The sequence below is a fragment of the Corynebacterium sp. S5S1 genome (assembly GCF_001913985.1).
Taxonomy (GTDB): Bacteria; Actinomycetota; Actinomycetes; order Mycobacteriales; family Mycobacteriaceae; genus Corynebacterium; species Corynebacterium marquesiae.
The window spans coordinates 34394-49016 of sequence record NZ_MKXT01000001.1; the positions used below are offsets into that span (position 1 = coordinate 34394).

A 14623-nucleotide genomic window follows, 5' to 3' on the forward strand; every position below is an offset into this window, starting at 1 on the left:
TCTTCAGCAGTACCAATGACATAGGAGGAACCAGATCCGGAGAAGAAGTCATGGTTCTCATCTGCTCCGGGGGCTAGGGCCGCGAGGATTTCTGGGTTCACTTCCGTTTCTTCGGGCGGGAAATAATCCGGGTAGCCCAAATTCATGAGTGCCTTATTGGCGTTATAGCGAACGAACACGGCTACATCATCCATGAGTCCCAAAGGCTCATATAGCTCGCCGGAATAGTCCAGCTCTAGTGCATAAAGCTCTTCGAGCAAAGAAATGGTGAAATCATGCATCTCCTTCTGCCGTAGCGGGGTCGTGGATTCCAGACCGCGCTGATATTTGTAACCCGAGTAGTAGCCGTGCACTGCCTTGTCACGCAGAATGAGGCGGATCATGTCTGCCGTATTTGTCAGGGTGGCGTGGACAGAAAAGTGCAAGGGAAGATAGAAACCCGCGTAGAGAAGCAGCGAGGAAAGCAACGTCGATGACACCTTGCGTTTGAGTGGATCCGGCCCAAAATAGTGCGCGAGAACTTTCTTGGCGCGTGCCTGGAGAAGGTCGTTATTCACCGCCCAGCGGTATGCTTCATCAATTTCCTTTGTACTGCTCAGGGTAGAAAACACTGAAGAGTATGAACGGGCATGGACTGACTGCATGAAGGCGATGTTGGTATACACGGCCTCCTCGTGTTCGGTGCGGGCATCTTGAATCTGACAGATTTCACCCACGGTGGCCTGGACAGTATCCAGGGTGGTGAGTCCCGTGAACACCCGCATGGTGAGGTTGCGTTCCTCGGGTGTCATCTTCTGCCACGCCGGGAGATCATTAGAAAGCGGGACCTTCTCTGGCAACCAAAAGTTGGCGGTTAGACGGTTCCACACTTCAAGATCCTTGTCATCGCTCACCCGGTTCCAATTGATGGCGCGGATGCGGGCTGAAGGATCATGCCGGTAGCTCGGCGGAGTAACTGAAATGCTGGTTAGTTCAGCACTATTCGATGTTGACGACATAGCTTCTTTCTTTCTGAGTGAATGGTTGTGGACAAGGGGGAGGACCGTGCTCCTACAAAGCACAGGAGACGCAGCCTTCGACCTCGGTTCCTTGGAGCGCGGATTGGCGTAAACGGATGTAGTAGAGGGTCTTGATTCCGGCTTTCCAGGCATAGATTTGTGCCTTGTTGATGTCCCGCGTGGTGGTATCAGCGGTAAAGAACAAGGTCAGGGAAAGCCCTTGGTCCACGTGTTGGGTGGCCATGGCGTAGGTGTCGATGATTTTTTCGTATCCCACGGCGTAGGAGTCATCGAAATACTCCAGGTTGTCGTTGGTCATTTCCGGCGCGGGGTAGTACACGCGCCCCAAGCGGCCTTCCTTGCGTATTTCAATTTTGGAGGCGATTGGGTGGATGGACGCGGTGGAGTCATTGATGTAGGAAATTGATCCAGTGGGTGGAACTGCCTGCAAGTAGGCGTTGTAGATGCCGTCTTGCATCACTTGATTCTTGAGCCGTAGCCAATCCTCGCGTTGAGGGATCTGCACGCCTGCTTCGTGGAAGAGCTGTTTTACGTGTTCAGTGGCTGGCGCCCAGTCTTGGTCGATGTATTTGTCAAAGTAGGCGCCAGTGGCATAGGTGGATTCTTCGAAGCCTGTGAATCGTTGACCTTTTTCAACCGCGAGTGCATGGGATGCGCGGAGCGCATGGTAGGTCACCGTGAGGAAATAGATATTTGTAAAGTCCAGTGCCTCGGCGCAGCCATAAGGAATACGCTGTGAAGCAAGGAAGCCGTGGAGATTCATTTGGCCCAGACCAATGGCATGCATGGAAGCATTTCCGTGAGCGATGGAGGGAACAGCTTCGATATTCGTCAGGTCTGAAACCTTCGTGAGGGCACGCACTGCGGTTTCGACGGTCTCCCCGAAGTCCGGCGATTCAAAAGCCTTCGCAATGTTGAGCGAACCTAGATTGCAGGAAATATCCTGGCCAACGGTGGTGTAGTCACCCGAAGCTCCGTAGGTCGATGGCGTGTTGACCTGGAGGATTTCGCTACACAGGTTGGACATATTGATATGTCCTTTGAGGGGATTAGCGCGGTTGACCGTATCCTCAAAGAGGATGTAGGGGTATCCGGATTCAAACTGAAGCTCAGCCAGCGTGGTGAAAAACTCGCGGGCCTTAATGGTCGTGTGAGAGATTCGCGGATTGGCAACCAGCTCGTCGTAGTACTCGGTGATGGACATGTCAGACATGGCTACGCCGTACTCGCGAGCGATGTCATACGGGCTAAAAAGATGCATATCCTTGTTCTCTTTGGCCAGACGGAAGGTTATATCTGGAATAACAACCCCCAGCGAAAGAGTCTTGATGCGGACTTTCTCATCGGCATTTTCCCGCTTGGTATCCAGGAAGCGAAGAATATCTGGATGGTGCGCATGCAGGTAGACGGCTCCAGCGCCCTGCCGGGAGCCCAATTGGTTGGCATAGCTGAAGCTATCTTCGAGAATCTTCATGACTGGGACCAGGCCGGAAGCCTGGTTCTCAATCTTTTTGATCGGGGCTCCGGATTCGCGCAGATTGCTCAGCAACAGGGCCACTCCACCACCGCGCTTTGATAGTTGCAGTGCAGAGTTCACGCAGCGGCCAATGCTCTCCAAATTGTCTTCGATTCGCAGGAGGAAGCAGGAGACCATTTCGCCGCGCTGGGCTTTGCCTGCGTTGAGAAAAGTAGGGGTGGCGGGCTGGAAGCGTCCGGTCATGATGTCATCCACCAGCTTTTCTGCGAGCTCTTCGTCGCCCTGTGCAAGGTATAAAGCTGTGGTGGCGACGCGTTCTTCGTAGCCTTCTAGGAATCGGGAGCCATCAAAGGTTTTCAGTGCATATGAAGTGAAGAACTTAAATGCGCCGAGGAAGGTGCGGAACTGATGCTTAACTCGATGTGCTCTGTCGTACATGGCGCACAGAAAGGCGTCATCATAAAGCTCAAGGAAATCCCGCTCGTAGTACTCGTTATCAACCAACCATTCCAAGCGTTGCTTGGTGGAATCGAACTGATGCATGCGGGGAGCGACATGGTGCGTGACATAGTCTTGTGCTGCCTGAATGTCCTTGTCAAACTGGATTTTTCCAGAAGCGTCGAACAAGTTCAGCTGCGCGTTGAGTGCGTGGTAGCTCTTGCGCTTGCCGACACCGCCGGCATTGTCTGCTGAAGCGGTGCGGGGCGTAGCGCCAATAGTCTGTGTGGGGGTGGCATCAAGAGGCCACATTGTGTTTTCCAATCTGTGTGATGCGGATGTGTTCTTCATCTTGTGGGGGATTAATGGGGTGTCATCGTTAGCTGCTTTTGCTGCTCCCAAAACTTCTGAAGGCCCTGCTTTACGGCGGCGATGTCCTTCTGGGTGCCGAGAAGCTCGAAGTGATACAGCTCCGGTACGTGGCACTTGGCGGAAATGATGCGTCCGGCGACGCAGTAAGCACTTCCGAAGTTGGTATTCCCTGAGGTAATAACGCCCCGGATAAAGGAGCGGTTGATTGGGTCATTGAGGAAGTCGATGACCTGTTTGGGGACTGCGCGTTTGAGCGAGCCGCCGCCGTAGGTGGGAACGATGAGTACGTACGGGTGTGAAACCTGGATCATCCCGGTTTTCTTGGGGCGCAGTGGAATGCGCACCGCGGGTCTATCTAAGCGTTCGACGAATCTTTTCGTGTTCTCTGAAACGCTGGAAAAGTACACCAAATCTGGTGAGTCTGACATGGCAATCCTGCTCATCCTGGCCTTAGCCATAAGTGGGGTAGGTGATATTCGAAAAGACTAACTACGCAATGCCGTAGTTGCAACTACGGTATAGCGTAGTTTTGAAAAGGGCAGGTGAGAGCAGGATTAATGCAAAGGGGAATGTCTAAAGGTTGTGGTGTGCTACAAACACTGCGTCGGTAGCTGGGCGTCCAAGTACTACCCACTGAGTGCCGCCGGCCACCTGTATTTCGAGAGAATCTGAAAAGGGCGCTCCCTCGCGCGTGCTAAGAACAGCCCCAGTGACAATGCCGCGCTCTTCAAGGAACTTCAGCAGTTGTGGGTCGGAATCAGAAATGCGTTCCACGGTCACCTGCGATTGTGCACCGCTGTCGGTGAGGCGATGCGCACTGGGGATGGTGATCTGTCCATCAACCGTAGGGATAGGATCGCCGTGCGGATCCCTAGTGGGGTAATCAAGGAACTTATCCACACGTTCTATGAGCATGTCAGACACCGCGTGTTCGAGATTTTCGGCTTCATTATGGACTTCGTCCCAGGTGTAGCCCAATGCTTGAACCAAAAAGGACTCAAGCAAGCGGTGACGGCGCACCATGACCAATGCGTACTGCCTGCCAAGTTCGGTTAACTCCACAGAGCCATAGGGCGTGTGTGACACGAGCCCTTGCTTCGCCATTTTGCGCACTGCATCGGAAACCGAGGAGAGCTTGAGTCCCAGCTGTTTCGCTATAAGCGTGGCGGTAACGGGCTCGGATGACCATTCCTTTAGCCCCCAGATAGCTTTCAAATAGTTCTGGGTACTGGTGGACAGCTCGGAAACAGACATGAGTAAATGTTAACCCAGCTTCCGTGTGCGCCTTTGGCGCTGTGGCCCAACGCTCATAGCGAACAGAGGCCAAGTTTGAGAGGAATGCCGGTAAGGTGGGGCCAGTTAAAGCATTCTTCACTTGAAGGAGAACCACTAATGTCTGAGAAGACTTCAATGAACTCGTCGTCTACGGGTATGAATCTGAGCGATAGCGTGTACGAGCGCCTGTTGCGCGAGCGCATTATCTTCCTGGGAACCCAGGTCGATGATGAGATTGCGAACAAGCTGTGCGCCCAGATCCTCCTGCTGTCCGCCGAGGACCCCACTCGCGACATTTCGCTCTACATCAACTCCCCGGGTGGCTCTGTCACTGCGGGCATGGCTATTTATGACACCATGAAGTACTCGCCGTGCGATATCGCCACCTACGGTATGGGCCTGGCCGCTTCCATGGGCCAGTTCCTGCTTTCCGGCGGCACCAAGGGCAAGCGCTTCGCGCTGCCGCACGCACGCATCATGATGCACCAGCCTTCTGCCGGTGTTGGCGGTACCGCTGCGGATATCGCCATCCAGGCTGAGCAATTTGCTCAGACCAAGCGCGAGATGGCCGAGCTCATTGCCGAGCACACCGGACAGACCTTTGAGCAGATCACCAAGGACTCCGACCGTGACCGTTGGATGACCGCCCAGCAGGCCAAGGACTACGGCATTGTTGACCACGTCATTGAGTCCGTCAACGGCCCGCTGAGCAACTAGGGAATAAGGAGAAAATCACTATGAATCAGTCCCAGATGCCAAGTTCCCGCTACGTTCTGCCGTCCTTCATTGAGCAGTCCGCACAGGGCACTAAGGAAACTAACCCATATTCCAAGCTTTTTGAAGAGCGCATTATCTTCTTGGGCACCCAGGTGGATGACACTTCCGCAAATGACATTATGGCCCAGCTGCTGGTTCTGGAGAGCCAAGACCCAGACCGCGATATCACCATGTACATCAACTCGCCCGGTGGTTCCTTCACCGCGTTGATGGCTATCTATGACACCATGCGCTACGTTCGTCCCGATGTGCAGACCGTGTGCCTGGGTCAGGCTGCTTCCGCCGCCGCTGTGCTCTTGGCTGCGGGTGCGCCGGGTAAGCGTGCCGCGCTACCTAACTCCCGTGTGCTCATTCACCAGCCGGCAACTCAGGGTACTCAGGGTCAGGTTTCTGATCTGGAGATTCAGGCCGCCGAGATTGAGCGCATGCGCAAGCTGATGGAAACCACCCTGTCTGAGCACACCGGTCGTACCGCTGAGCAGATCCGCATTGATACGGATCGCGATAAGATTCTGACCGCTCAGGAAGCCGTTGAATACGGCATCATCGATACGGTCTTTGATTACCGCAAGCTCAACGCTTAATTTGGAATAAACCATTCCAGGTAGCCCCTGCCGCTCAACCGAATTCCGGTTGTGAGGCAGGGGCTTTCAGCATTGTGGGGCAGGGAAGGGGCAATGCCCGGTAATTCTTGCTGCACCCGAATGGGGTAATTCTCTCTGCGCAATATCTGCAGGTCGTTAGGTTTATTTCTATCGTGCGACACTAAACTTATAATGACCGATTTGTGATTTAGACCTCCAAGTGGTCAGATATTTTTATGGAGAAACACACATCTGACGCGGCGGCCCAGGCTGCTACGCCCACGCCGCAGAGCGGCGAACGTACATTCTTTGGTCACCCTTGGGGTTTGGCAAACCTCTTCGGTGTGGAAATGTGGGAGCGCTTTAGCTTCTATGGCATGCAAGCTCTTGTCTTGCTTTATATGTATTACTCCACTACCGATGGTGGTCTCGGCCTCGACCGAGCGGACGCGACGTCTATTGTGGGAGCCTACGGTGGCTTGGTCTACATGGCCTGCTTATTGGCTTCTCTTGTTGCTGACCGTGTCTTGGGTGCAGAACGCACACTGTTTTACTCGGCCAGCATGGTGATGCTTGGCCACATTGCTTTGGCATTTGTTCCCGAAATAACTGGTTTGGCTATTGGCCTCGTCCTTATTGCCATCGGCTCCGGCGGTGTTAAGACCACCGCGCAGGTCGTGCTTGGTGCTATGTACAGTCGTGATGACCCGCGCCGCGATGGTGGCTTCTCCATCTTCTATATGGGCGTTAATATCGGCGCGCTTGTTGGTCCGCTGCTCACCACTGCCCTGTGGGGCTGGAAGGGCTTCCACTGGGGTTTTGGTATCGCGGCAATTGGTATGGCGCTTGGTCTGATTCAGTATTCCCTGATGCGCAAGACCACCATCAAGGATGCGGGGCATGAGGTTCCAAACCCGGCTAGCCCGAAGCAATTGCTCATGGGTGTGGTGGTAGTTGCAGCCATCATCGTGGTTATGGTGGTGGCAGTGGCTACCGGCGCTATTCAAGTAGATTGGCTGTCCAATATTGTCACCGCGGTTGCTCTGGTTGCAGCAATCTATCTGTGGGCGCAGATGTATACCTCGAAGTTGGTGACCCGGGAGGAAAAGAACCGCCTGTTGGGCTTTATTCCGATGTTTATTTCCGGTGTTTTGTTCTTCGGAATCTTCCAGCAGCAGTTTACGGTGATGACGATTTATTCGGATGTGCGCCTGGACCGCCACATGTTTGGCTGGGAAATCCCTCCATCACTCGTCCAGTCCATTAATCCAATCTTTATTGTTATTTTCTCCGCTGTCTTCGCAACGATGTGGACGAAGCTAGGGGATAGGCAGTGGTCCACCCCAGTAAAGTTCGGCGTAGCCAATATCGTCATCGGCATCTCCTTGTTCTTCTTCCTTCCTTTCTCGGGTGCGGAAGCGAACTCCACCCCGATGTTTGTCATCGTTTTCATCCTCTTCCTTTTCACCATGGCGGAGCTCCTTCTTTCGCCGGTGGGCAATGCGCTTGCCACCAAGGTGGCGCCGGTGGCATTCCCGTCCCGCATGATGGCGGTGTGGATGATGGCGGTGGCTATGGGTACCTCGCTGGCCGGCTCCTTGGCTAGCTTCTATAACCCGGATGATGCAGGCGCGGAGAATACCTTCTTCATCTCCCTTGGTGTTGTATCCATCGTGTTGGGTGCCATCCTGCTTGTTCTAAGCCGCTGGGTGGTAAAGAAGTTCTCTACCTTCCGCTAGGTGCTGTAAAACACCCTTAAAAGGGAGGTATGTCGGCGTGATGTTGGCATACCTCCCTAAGTGGTTTTTATCACCCGGGCTAAGTGGGGGAGGGGGGCATTTAATTAGCATTAGCTGGGGAAATTTTATCCCTTTGGAATCCTCTTGGGCTCGATTCTGAGTCTCAGCAGGTTAACAAAAGGTTAACCAAAGGAAATATTAAAGAAAAGCAATTGTCTGTGGATAGGCGCAGGAGTAATCTGCATTTCGTCCGCGACGTGTGAAGGCGCCGCAGATGCGTACCGTGTTCATCTTTTCTTTCCAAGGGGCCAACGCTGTGACAGCGACTCTGATTATCCTCGGCATTGTGGTGGTGACCGCCCTTGCCTTTGACTTTACGAACGGATTTCATGACACTGCCAACGCGATGGCTACGTCCATTGCCACCGGCGCTTTGAAGCCTTTTACTGCGGTAGCCATCTCCGCAGTGCTTAACCTTGTGGGTGCCTTCCTTTCGGTCAATGTTGCTGCGACCGTCGCAAAAGGCATTGTTAACCTTGATTCCTACGACCTGTCTGGCGCCGCCGCTGATACCGACGGCCAGGCACTGTTGATGGTCGTCTTCACTGGCCTTATCGGCGGCATCATCTGGAACCTGTTCACCTGGTTGCTGGGTATGCCGTCCAGTTCCTCCCACGCCTTGTTTGGTGGCCTTATTGGTGCCGCCTTCGCTGCGATGGGTTCGGCTGGCGTGGAGTGGTCCTCCATTGCCGGCAAGATCATCATCCCGGCCGTTGCCTCGCCTATCATCGCGGCGCTGGTTTCGGCGTGTGCCACGTTCCTTATCTACTGGGTAACCAACACCATCCCGAATAAGGCTAAGAACGAGCACTTCCGCCACGGTCAGATCGTCAGTGCGTGCCTGGTGTCCCTGGCGCACGGCGCTGGCGATGCACAGAAGACCATGGGCGTTATCTTCCTGGCACTGGTTGCCTCTGGGCATGCGGTTGCAGACGCCCGCATTCCAACCTGGGTTATCGTTTCTTGTGCTGTGGCTATCGCGGCCGGCACTCTGTCCGGCGGCTGGCGCGTTATCCGCACCCTGGGCAAGGGTCTGGTGGAGATTGAGTCCCCACAGGGCATGGCCGCTGAAGCTACTTCTGCAGCCATCATCCTCACCTCTGCTACCGGTGGTATGGCACTGTCCACCACCCACGTGTCCACCGGTTCCATTCTGGGTACCGGCCTGGGGCGCCGCGGTGCTGAGGTTCGCTGGGGTGTTGCCATGCGCATGGTGTCCGCATGGCTCATCACCTTGCCGTGCGCTGCGTTCGTGGGCTTTGCTACCTGGTGGTTGGCACACGGCGTCTCCTCCTTCACCAACGTCGCAACCGGTGCCATCGTGGACTTCGTCTTGCTGCTGGCAATGGCCGCGCTCATTGTCATCCGTTCCCGCATGAACCCGGTGGATGCTTCCAACGTCAACAATGACTGGGATCCAAACTCCGAGTCCGTGGATTCTTCCATGGGTGCGGGCTCTGACCGCAAGGAGCCAGTTGCTGCCGGCGCCGCACCAGTGTCCGCTACCAATGCGGAGGATGCCTCCGCGCCGTCTACTGTTCAAGAGGAGCGCTAAACCATGACTGCTGCAGAAATCTTCCAGTCCCTCATTCACGTTGCAGGCTTGGCGTTGGTCTTCGGCGCTGGCATTCCGCTACTTTTCTCCTTGGGCATGCGGTGTATGACCGGTGACCCCATTCGCGACGACAACGGCGTCGTTGTTGGCGATACCCCTGCAAGCCCTCAGATGAAGGTGCTTGGCTGGACTGTCTATGCGGTGCTGGCCGTAGTTATCCTGGTGGCCATCATGTGGATTGCCCGCGATACGCTGGACCACTACTTTGGCTTCACGCCGTTTGGTGACCTCTAAGTCATTGTCCTTCCTTGGGGGCAAACCTCTAATGTGTCGTGCGACACACTTTCTGTAAGTTAACAAAAGGTTAACTTAAAGCAACCAAAGGGTTGCCTAACGAGGGTATGTCGCGTATATTCCTCTGTATCAAACAGAGAGAAAGCCACATGGAGGTGTGAGAAATGAACATGATGCGTTCTTTGATGGACGGCATCGCTGATGCGTTCAAGGGCTCCACCACTGGTACCGGGCTGGACACTGTATCGGGTGCTCCGGTTCGTGCTTTGGTGGCAGAATCCCTGCTTGACGCTGATAAGACCCCTGCTACGACTAAGGACGTTGCAGAGGCGCTAGAAACCGTCACCGGTCATGCACCGGATGAACTTGAGATGCTCGATGCAGAACTTTTCCTGCTCGACTTCGACTGGCTGCAGTAGGCAGCAAATGAATGAAATCCCACGAGGCCCCTCGCCGCACACTGTGTAGTGAGGGGCCTCGGGCTTTGTGCACATGGGGGCGTCGGCAAGCGCGGCTAATCGCGCGGCGGCAGTATGGCCTCGGGAGTCTCGGGCAAGAGCTGGCCGCCATCTATGACGAGGGTTTGGCCGGTGATGTAGCCTGCCTCTTCCGAGGCCAGGAAGGCTGCCGCAGTGCCAATATCGCGCGGGGTGCCCAGGCGGTGCAGCGGTACTGACCGCGTCATTTGATCGAGGTACTCCTGGCCTTGGGCCTCGAGACCCTCGGTGAGGATATTGCCTGGGAGGACGCCGTTAATGGTGATGCCATCGCGGGCCACTTCCAGCGCGGCTGAACGCATAAACCCCTGCTGGGCGGCCTTGGAGGCGCCGTAGTGGGCCCAACCCGGAAAGCCCGTGTGTGAGCCGGTAATAGATGTGGTGATGACGATGCGCCCATAGCGGCGTTGCTTGAGGTAGGGGAGTGCCTCTTGGACCACCTTGAAGGTGCCGTGGGTGTTGATGGCAAACATCGCCTCCCACTTTTCATCGGTCATCTCTGCCAGCGGACAGTTGGGAAAGACCCCGGCATTGGAGCACACAATGTCGAAGCCGCCGTGCTCGGTAGTGACCTGGCGATACAGGTCCTTAACCGAAGCGCGGTCGGTGACGTCCACGCGAATGGCGCCGGCACCCAACTCCTCAGCGGTAGCGGTGGCGTGGTCGAGGTCGATATCGGCGATGACAACGGTGGCGCCGGCCTCCCGCAGCGAGGAGACGATGCCGCGGCCAATGCCGGAGGCGCCGCCGGTGACAATGGCTACTCGTCCTGTGAGATCGAACATTATGCTCCTGTTCCTAAAAGGGGTGGGATGAGGGTGATTTCACCTTCTAGTTTAGGCCGCAGGAGCAGGAAAGGCCTGGGAAATTCGCCACGCGGGAGGGAATGAATGAAGGGCCTGTCGGGTTGATTTACTAAGGTAGAAACAGATGAAGATTAAGCCGCTCGGAAGGGTAGAATCGTCCTTCCAACTGTGGATAGCGGTACGAAAAGCGAGTGTGAAAGAACTTAATGGCACGTATGCAAGAAAGCGCTGACCTGCTCAAGTGTTCCTTTTGTGGCAAGAGTCAGAAGCAGGTGAAAAAGCTCATCGCCGGCGGCGGTGTCTACATCTGCGATGAGTGCATCGAGCTATGCAATGAGATCATCGAAGAGGAACTGGGCCAAGAGCAGGCGCAGGAATCCTCCGATGCGGAGGTGCGCCTGCCTCGGCCCTCGCAGATTTCCGCCTTCCTTGATAAATACGTCATCGGCCAAGACAAGGCCAAGCGCGTCTTGTCTGTAGCAGTGTATAACCACTACAAGCGCATCAAGGCCGAAGAGTCGGCCGCCTTGGAGGCCCGCCGCAAGAAAGCCGAGGGCGATGAGGTGGAGATTTCTAAGTCCAATATCTTGATGTTGGGCCCCACCGGTTCCGGTAAGACCTACCTAGCGCAGACCTTGGCCCGGCTTCTCGATGTCCCCTTTGCCATCGCCGATGCCACCAGCCTCACCGAGGCCGGCTACGTGGGCGAAGACGTGGAAAATATCCTCCTGAAGCTGTTGCAGGCCGCGGACTTTGACGTGGAGCGTGCCCAGCGCGGCATCATCTACGTCGATGAGGTGGACAAGATTTCCCGCAAGTCCGAAAATCCGTCCATTACCCGCGATGTCTCCGGTGAGGGCGTACAACAGGCGCTGCTGAAGATTCTGGAAGGTACTGTGGCGGCCATTCCGCCGCAAGGCGGCCGCAAGCACCCGAATCAGGAGTTTATCCAGCTGGATACCTCCAATATCTTGTTCATTGTGGCCGGCGCCTTCGCAGGCCTGGATCAGGTCATTGCGGATCGCGTGGGCAAGAAAGGCGTGGGCTTTGGCGCCAACTTGGATACCAAGGACGAGCGCGAAAAGGTTGACCTTTTCTCCCAGGTGCGCCCCGAAGATCTAGTGAAGTTCGGCCTTATTCCAGAGTTCATCGGCCGCCTACCTGTCGTGGCCACGGTGGATAACCTGGACCGTGAATCCCTGGTGAAGGTGCTCACCGAGCCAAAGAACTCGCTGGTTAAGCAGTACAGCCGCCTCTTTGAGATGGATGACTGCGAATTGGAGATTGAGCCTGCGGCTTTGGATGCCATCGCGGAGCTCGCCTTGGAGCGCAAGACGGGTGCGCGTGGCCTGCGCGCCATCATGGAAGAGCTTTTAGTCCCGGTCATGTACGACTTACCGGACCGCGAAGACATCGCCACGGTGCATATCACCCCAGAGTGCGTGACCGAGGGCGCGGAGCCGCAGTTTAGCTATAAGGATGAGGCAAAAGAATCTGCCTAAGGGCTCTCCGCCTACATCCCTGCCACTGTCCGCAGGCAGGGTAGGGCGTGGGCCGGAAGGTCCGCGCTATTACTCCTCGCTGTAGATATCCTGCGGGGAGGCCTCGTCGCCTTCCTTGGTATCGAACGAGGACGAGGTGAGGTAGGACTCGTGGCCCGAGGCCGGAATATTGGCGGTTAAAAACGCCAGCACAGCATCAACGGTGAGCCTATGCATGCCGTCGATATTTTCTTGGGTATTGAAATTAACGCCCAGCATGTTTTCCACCATCACCTGGTTGGTTACGCGGTAGACCGTCAACGAGGAAATCAGGGTGAAGATGTCATTGGCGGAAATGCCGGGGCGGAAGGCGCCGGCATCTTGGCCCAAAAGCAGCAGGCGGTCGAGGTGGAGGGCTACCCCGGCGACGTCGGCAATAGCCTGCTGTGCCGGGTCCAGAATCTGCTGGTTAGTTTCCCACACCAGCATGCGGATGGCCTCCGGGTTGGCTACGCGCTCGCGAAAGAGCCAATCCACCAGCTTGCGTACGCCTTCGACCGGAACCGCGGTATCGATCTCCAAGGCATCCTCAGGCGGATTGAGGCGCTGCGCGGCGGTGCTCAGCGCACGCAGGTAAAGGCCCTTCTTATCGCCAAAGTGGTAATGGATCATGCGCTTGGACATGCCGGATTCTTGGGCGATGGATTCCAGCTTGGTTTCTGCAAAGCCAAAGCGAGAAAACTGCTTGATCGCAACGTCCACCACGGAGTCAATGCTGACGGACTCCGCGTGGGCCGCGTGAGCAGAATCTGCCTGGTCTGCAGCTTGCAGTGGGTCAGTATTCTCAGTGCTCATTGCGTAAGTCCTTAATCCTTGCGGCGCGGCGGTGGCGCGGTGAACTGATGTCTCATAGTGCGGGAGTAGGAAATCCCTAGGCATTCTGGGTGTGCAGCGTGGGGGAGTGTCCCGCATTTCCTTTTCCTATCATGCCCGATTAATCACCCCGTGCGGGAGTTTCTGGCCCATTGGGGGCGCTAATTTGGAGGTAAATGGGGGTAATTTAACGCAAGTGCTCTAGATTTTCCCTCCAAAAGAGGGGGCCAGATTCACAGCGCGGATGCTGGCAGTGGGGCTAAGCTCGGTGGTGGATTACATTCCGTGGCGGTGCGAGCACACTGGCTCGCGTGTGCCGCCCATGTCGCAGCCATTATTGAGGAGGCTTTATACCATGACCCAGCCCGTCAAAATCACTGTCACCGGCGCCGCCGGCAACATCGCGTATTCGCTGCTGTGGCGCATCGCTGCCGGTGATGTGTACGGAAAAGACACCCCGGTAGACCTAGCGTTGCTGGAAATTCCTGCTGCGGTGGAAAAGGCCCACGGCGTAGCCATGGAGCTCAATGACTCCGCCCTGCCGCTGGTTAACTCCATTACGGTTACTGATGATCTGAAAGAAGCCTTTGAAAACACCTCCGCTGCCTTCCTTGTCGGCGCTCGTCCACGCAGCAAGGGAATGGAGCGCGCCGACCTGCTGGAAGCCAATGGCGCCATCTTCACCAAGCAGGGCAAGGCCATCAATGACTACGCCGCGCGCGATGTCCGCGTGCTAGTTGTGGGCAACCCGGCAAATACTAATGCGCTCATCGCGGCGAATAATGCACCGGACTTGGATGATTCCCAGTTCACTGCCCTCATGCGCTTGGATCACAACCGCACCCTGAGCCAGCTAGCGCTAAAGACCGGCAAATCCACCACCGATTTCACCAAGGTGGCGGTCTGGGGCAACCATTCTGCTAGCCAGTTCCCGGATATTACCTACTCCAACGCTGAGGTGGACCAAGAATGGTACCGCGAGGAAATGATCCCCAAGGTGGCCAAGCGCGGTGCGGAAATTATTGAGGTACGCGGCAGCTCCTCGGCCGCTTCGGCGGCGTCGGCAGCCGTGGACCACATGCATGACTGGATCCATGGCACCGAGGATTGGCGCACCGCGGCGGTAGTATCGGACGGATCCTACGGCGTTGACAAGGGCCTTATTTGCGGATTCCCCACAGTCAGCCGCAATGGCCAGTGGGAGATTGTGCAGGGGCTCGAGCTCACTGAATTCCAAAAGGAGCGCATCGAGGCCTCTGTGGCCGAGCTGCGCGAGGAGCGCAAGGCCGTGGCGGGCCTGCTCTAAAACCTGCTCGGTGCGCACCTCATACTCGGTGCGCACCCTGCCTGGCTGAGCCGGTTGACGTGCAAGGTAG

The 14623-nt window shown here is 56.0% G+C and carries 14 protein-coding genes; 8 read left to right on the plus strand and 6 right to left on the minus strand.

Translation table 11 applies throughout. From position 1 onward, the window contains the following. From nrdF to BKN05_RS00195, 4 genes are all read right to left on the minus strand, one after another. Positions 1-998, minus strand: a 998-nt coding sequence (gene nrdF / locus BKN05_RS00180; RefSeq protein WP_286687605.1) for a class 1b ribonucleoside-diphosphate reductase subunit beta, incomplete at its 3' end; no start/stop codon positions are given. Positions 999-1050: 52 nt separating this feature from the next. After that, the gene (gene nrdE, locus BKN05_RS00185; protein ID WP_286687606.1) at positions 1051-3246 is read right to left on the minus strand and encodes a class 1b ribonucleoside-diphosphate reductase subunit alpha; all 2196 of its coding nucleotides are present in this window, start codon (positions 3244-3246) and stop codon (positions 1051-1053) included. A gap of 50 nt (positions 3247-3296) precedes the next feature. After that, positions 3297-3764 carry a class Ib ribonucleoside-diphosphate reductase assembly flavoprotein NrdI gene (gene nrdI, locus BKN05_RS00190; RefSeq protein WP_005324049.1) on the minus strand — a complete coding sequence of 156 codons (468 nt, stop codon included), beginning with the start codon at positions 3762-3764 and terminating at the stop codon, positions 3297-3299. 115 nt (positions 3765-3879) lie between these two features. Then, on the minus strand, positions 3880-4560 hold the full coding sequence (locus tag BKN05_RS00195) for a metal-dependent transcriptional regulator (protein WP_005324050.1): 681 nt from the start codon (positions 4558-4560) through the stop codon (positions 3880-3882). Between the two features lie 138 nt (positions 4561-4698). Between BKN05_RS00195 and BKN05_RS00200 the strand changes: the two genes are divergently transcribed. The 6 genes from BKN05_RS00200 to BKN05_RS00225 all read left to right on the plus strand — a co-directional run bounded on the left by BKN05_RS00200 (position 4699) and on the right by BKN05_RS00225 (position 10009). After that, a complete protein-coding gene (locus BKN05_RS00200) occupies positions 4699-5298 on the plus strand; it encodes an ATP-dependent Clp protease proteolytic subunit (RefSeq protein WP_286687607.1) in 600 nt (199 codons plus the stop codon). Positions 5299-5318: 20 nt separating this feature from the next. Continuing rightward, on the plus strand, positions 5319-5942 hold the full coding sequence (locus BKN05_RS00205; protein ID WP_005324052.1) for an ATP-dependent Clp protease proteolytic subunit: 624 nt from the start codon (positions 5319-5321) through the stop codon (positions 5940-5942). Between the two features lie 236 nt (positions 5943-6178). After that, positions 6179-7681: a peptide MFS transporter gene (locus BKN05_RS00210; protein WP_225746545.1), complete on the plus strand. Its 1503-nt coding sequence runs from the start codon at positions 6179-6181 to the stop codon at positions 7679-7681. A 316-nt stretch (positions 7682-7997) separates the two neighbouring features. Then, the gene (locus tag BKN05_RS00215) at positions 7998-9296 is read left to right on the plus strand and encodes an inorganic phosphate transporter (RefSeq protein WP_286687683.1); all 1299 of its coding nucleotides are present in this window, start codon (positions 7998-8000) and stop codon (positions 9294-9296) included. Positions 9297-9299: 3 nt separating this feature from the next. Beyond that, positions 9300-9590: a hypothetical protein gene (locus BKN05_RS00220; RefSeq protein WP_049377224.1), complete on the plus strand. Its 291-nt coding sequence runs from the start codon at positions 9300-9302 to the stop codon at positions 9588-9590. A 170-nt stretch (positions 9591-9760) separates the two neighbouring features. Continuing rightward, complete coding sequence (locus tag BKN05_RS00225; RefSeq protein ID WP_286687608.1) at positions 9761-10009, plus strand: hypothetical protein; 249 nt, start codon at positions 9761-9763, stop codon at positions 10007-10009. Between the two features lie 95 nt (positions 10010-10104). On the opposite strand, the gene fabG is transcribed toward BKN05_RS00225, so the two are convergent. Further along, the gene (gene fabG, locus BKN05_RS00230; protein WP_286687609.1) at positions 10105-10872 is read right to left on the minus strand and encodes a 3-oxoacyl-ACP reductase FabG; all 768 of its coding nucleotides are present in this window, start codon (positions 10870-10872) and stop codon (positions 10105-10107) included. A gap of 227 nt (positions 10873-11099) precedes the next feature. Between fabG and clpX the strand changes: the two genes are divergently transcribed. Next, complete coding sequence (clpX, locus tag BKN05_RS00235) at positions 11100-12395, plus strand: ATP-dependent Clp protease ATP-binding subunit ClpX (protein ID WP_049377221.1); 1296 nt, start codon at positions 11100-11102, stop codon at positions 12393-12395. A 69-nt stretch (positions 12396-12464) separates the two neighbouring features. Here the strand turns inward: clpX and BKN05_RS00240 are convergent, their stop codons facing one another. Beyond that, on the minus strand, positions 12465-13229 hold the full coding sequence (locus BKN05_RS00240) for a TetR/AcrR family transcriptional regulator (protein WP_286687610.1): 765 nt from the start codon (positions 13227-13229) through the stop codon (positions 12465-12467). 373 nt (positions 13230-13602) lie between these two features. Here BKN05_RS00240 and BKN05_RS00245 point away from each other — a divergent pair, with 373 nt between their 5' ends. Further along, positions 13603-14553: a malate dehydrogenase gene (locus BKN05_RS00245; protein ID WP_286687611.1), complete on the plus strand. Its 951-nt coding sequence runs from the start codon at positions 13603-13605 to the stop codon at positions 14551-14553. Positions 14554-14623: the final 70 nt, after the last annotated feature.